This window comes from Natronomonas sp., assembly GCF_047616845.1.
Classification (GTDB): Archaea; Halobacteriota; Halobacteria; order Halobacteriales; family Haloarculaceae; genus Natronomonas.
Genome location: NZ_JBLGBY010000089.1, coordinates 1 through 3,605 on the forward strand (window position 1 = coordinate 1; position 3,605 = coordinate 3,605).

The window sequence follows — 3,605 nt, forward strand, 5'->3', positions numbered from 1 at the left end:
CGGACGCCGATACGCCCGCGGCTGCCAACGACGGTGATGGCCAGGCGTCGATGGAGGATTACCTATGAGATTCGAGCGCGTTCGCATCCGGAACTTCAAATGCTACGCCGACAGCGAACTGACGCTTCGCTCGGGCGTCACCGTCATCCACGGCGTCAACGGCAGCGGCAAGTCGTCGCTACTTGAGGCGTGTTTCTTCGCACTGTACGGTGCAGACGCTATCGACGGCACGCTCGACGACGTCATTTCGAACGACGCCGAGGAGATGAGTGTCGACCTGTGGTTCACCCACGCCGGGGCGGAGTACCACGTCGAACGAGAGGTGAAACTCCGCGGTGACACCGCCCAGACGACGACCTGCATCCTCGAAACGCCCGATGCCACCATCGAGCAGGTCACCGATGTCGAAGCCCACATCGAGGGGCTGCTCCGGATGGACGCCGAGGCGTTCGTCAACTGCGCGTACGTCCGGCAGGGGGAGGTGAACAAGCTCATCAACGCCTCTCCGAGCGACCGCCAGGATATGATCGACGACCTGCTCCAGCTCGGCAAACTCGAGGAGTACCGCGAGCGCGCAAGCGACGCCCGGGTGGGTGTCGGGCGCGTCCGCGACGACAAACAGGGAGCGCTCTCCCAGGTCGAATCGCAGATCGACGAGAAGGAATCGAAGAACCTCCACGAGCGACTGAACGCCCTCCGGGACGACCTCGCGGAACTCAACGACGACATCGAAGAGAAAGCGGAGAACCGTGACGAGGCCCGCAAGGCGCTCGAAACGGCCGAGAACGTCCTCGAAGAGTACGAACAGCGCCGCGAAGAGATCGAGGAGCTCGACGACGAGATTGAGGAGCTGGCTTCGACGATCTCCGAGGCCGATGGCGAACGCGAAGCCTTGAGCGAGCGCATCCGCTCGCTTCGGGAGGCGACCGACACGCTCCGGGAGGAGCTGTCGGAGGCGACCGCGGAGACGGAACTCGACGAGGCCGACCCCGAGGCCGTCGAGGAGCGTCTCGATGCCCTCGATGACGAGGCCGAGGAGCTCCGAACTGAAATCGAGGAGCGGCGCCTGGAGGCCCAGGAGTACGCAAGCGACGCCGAGACGAAGCGCGAGCGAGCCGAGGAACGCCGCGAACAGGCGACCGAGGCCCGCGAGGAAGCCGATGAGCTCGAGGCCGAGGTTGCCGAGGCTCGCGACGAACTCGACGATCGCGGAAGCAATCTCGAGGAACTCCACGAGGAGATGGAGTCGCTGCGAGCGGAACTCGCTGATTCCCCCATCGACCGTGAGGCAGTGGAGAATCACCGCGACTCGGTCGCCGAGGAACTGACTGAGGCCAAGGAAGCGGTCGCGGAGCTGCGTACCGAGGTGAAGAACGCCCGCGAAACCGTCGCGGAGGCCGAACAACTCCTTGAAGAGGGAAAATGCCCCGAGTGCGGCCAGCCAATCGAGGGGTCGCCACACGTCGACTCCATCGATGACGACCGCGAGCGCGTCGCTGAACTGGAGTCCGACCTTGACGCCGCCGAGGAGCGTGTCGAGGAGCTCGAAGCGAAGCGCGAGCGGGCCGACGAACTGGTCGAAACCGAGGCCGAACTCACGCGTCTGGAAGAGCAAACCGAGAACGTAGAAACGCTCATCGAACAACGAGAAGAATCTCTAGAGGAGAAAGCCGACCGCATCGAGGCGCTCCGCGAGCAGGCCGACGACCACGAGGGAGCTGCCGAAGAGGCCACCGAAGCCGCCGAGGACGCCGAAGCGAGTGCGGACACGGCCCGGGAGGCCATCGGCGAACTCAACGGCACGAAGGCCTCGCTCGACGAGCGCCGTGAACGACTCGAACGGATTTCGGAGCTACTCGACGATATCGACGAGAACGAACGCGATATCGAGCAGCTCCGCGAACGGCGGGACAACAAGGCCGAACAGAACGACCTGCGACGGGAGCGGCTCAGCGACAAACGCGACCGGAAGACGGATCTCGAAGCGGAGTTCGACCACTCGGCGATGGAGCAAGCGAAAGAGGAGAAGGAGAAGGCCGAAAGCTATCTCGAAGACGTCGAGCCGTATCTGGAGGAGCAGCGCGAGACGCGCGACGAACTCCAGAACGAGATCGGCGCCGTCGAGAACGAACTCGACGAACTGGAGGCGCTCCGCGAGCGCCGCGAGACACTCCAGGCGACGGTCGATCGCCTCGAATCGCTGTACAACGAGGCCTACGAACTCCAGCAGACGTACGCCGACCTCCGTGCGGAACTCCGCCAGCGCAACGTCGAGAAGCTGGAGGCGATGCTCAACGAGACGTTCCAGCTGGTGTACCAGAACGATTCGTACGCGCGTATCGAACTCGATGGCGACTACGAGCTGACGGTGTACCAGAAGGACGGGACGCCGCTCGACCCCGAACAGCTCTCCGGCGGCGAGCGGGCGCTTTTCAACCTCTCGTTGCGGTGTGCCATCTATCGGCTGCTCTCCGAGGGCATCGAGGGCCAGGCGCCGACGCCGCCGCTCATCCTCGATGAGCCGACGGTGTTCCTCGATTCGGGCCACGTCTCGAAACTCGTGGAACTGGTCGAATCGATGACCGACCACGGCGTCGACCAGATCATCGTCGTCAGCCACGACGAGGAGCTGGTGGGTGCAGCCGACGACCTCATCGCGGTGCACAAAGACCCGACGACGAATCGGTCGTCGGTCGAGCGCTCGGCGACTGTCGAGGCGCTATCGTAGCTCCGCGAGCCCCTCGCTTGCGAGGTCGGTCACGGCGTAGCCACGCTCGCCACCGACATCGGCTTCCCTGACGAGCCCCGCGGCTCGAAGCTCACCGACCACGCCGTGGAGGTCGGATTCACAGAGGTCGTAACTGCCGAGGAGCTCCCGGACGGCCAGCGGCCCGCGTTCGTCCAGTTCGACGAGCATCCCGAGCGTCTGCTCGGAGTGGACGGCGGTAAGAACCCGCCGTGAGGCGCCGGGAATCCGCTCTGCGGCGACGGCCAGCGGCGAGTCACCGCTGACGGTCAATTCCTCGTTCGGGAGATACTGCTCCTCGCCCGTCTCTGGGTCACGAACGAGACTGGAATCGCCGGATTGCTTGACGAGCAGATACACCTTGCCGTTGTGTTCGACCGTTCTCATCGGTCAGCCTCGCTGTCGATAGTTGATTCGTCCTCGGCGTCGTCCGGTCGGTAGCTGAAGTAGAACCGAGCGGTGAAGAGTGCGGCGACGGTGCCGACGAGAAGCGCTTGGCCGCCTCGCGTCCAGTCGCCGCGGAAGTAGATGAGCAACGCGCCGAGTGCGAGCGCGGCGATGGCGACGTTGAGAAAGACGGCGGCACCCCAGAAGGCTCGAAAGAGGTCTTCATCGACGTCCGCTGCGGCGGCCATCGCTTCCTCGGGGTCGGGTTCGACGTCGGGCGTTTCGGGGCCCAGGCTGTCGGGGTCGAACTCCTCGGGTTCGTCGGGCCAGGGGTCGCCCTCTTCGTCGTCGAACGGGGTCACGGTCGAAACACGCGCCGCGGAACGAAAAGTTACGCGACTTCTTCGAGGTCGAGCACGGTCTCGGCCTGCATCCACGCAAGGGGGTTCTCGGCGTCGTAGAACACCACGCC

At 64.7% G+C, this 3,605-nt stretch carries 3 protein-coding genes; 1 reads left to right on the top strand and 2 read right to left on the bottom strand.

Features of this window, described 5'->3' with window-relative positions:
* Positions 1-64 precede the first annotated feature (64 nt).
* Positions 65-2,728, top strand: coding sequence for a DNA double-strand break repair ATPase Rad50 (gene rad50 / locus ACI8UR_RS12265; RefSeq protein ID WP_411716408.1), 2,664 nt, complete (start codon positions 65-67; stop codon positions 2,726-2,728).
* Here rad50 and ACI8UR_RS12270 read toward each other — a convergent pair.
* Together ACI8UR_RS12270 and ACI8UR_RS12275 are read right to left on the bottom strand one after the other, a co-directional pair.
* Positions 2,720-3,133, bottom strand: a complete 414-nt coding sequence (locus ACI8UR_RS12270; protein WP_415087925.1) for a hypothetical protein — start codon at positions 3,131-3,133, stop codon at positions 2,720-2,722. The genes rad50 and ACI8UR_RS12270 overlap by 9 nt on opposite strands.
* Positions 3,130-3,495 (bottom strand): hypothetical protein, encoded by a 366-nt coding sequence (locus tag ACI8UR_RS12275; protein WP_415087926.1) that lies wholly within the window; start codon positions 3,493-3,495, stop codon positions 3,130-3,132. The genes ACI8UR_RS12270 and ACI8UR_RS12275 overlap by 4 nt, the downstream gene beginning before the upstream one ends.
* Positions 3,496-3,605 lie beyond the last annotated feature (110 nt).

Excerpts from the sequence above, each read along its gene's own strand:
- ACI8UR_RS12270 (WP_415087925.1), bottom strand. The coding sequence starts at position 3,133 with ATGAGAACGGTCGAACACAACGGCAAGGTGTATCTGCTCGTCAAGCAA.
- rad50 (WP_411716408.1), top strand. The coding sequence starts at position 65 with ATGAGATTCGAGCGCGTTCGCATCCGGAACTTCAAATGCTACGCCGAC.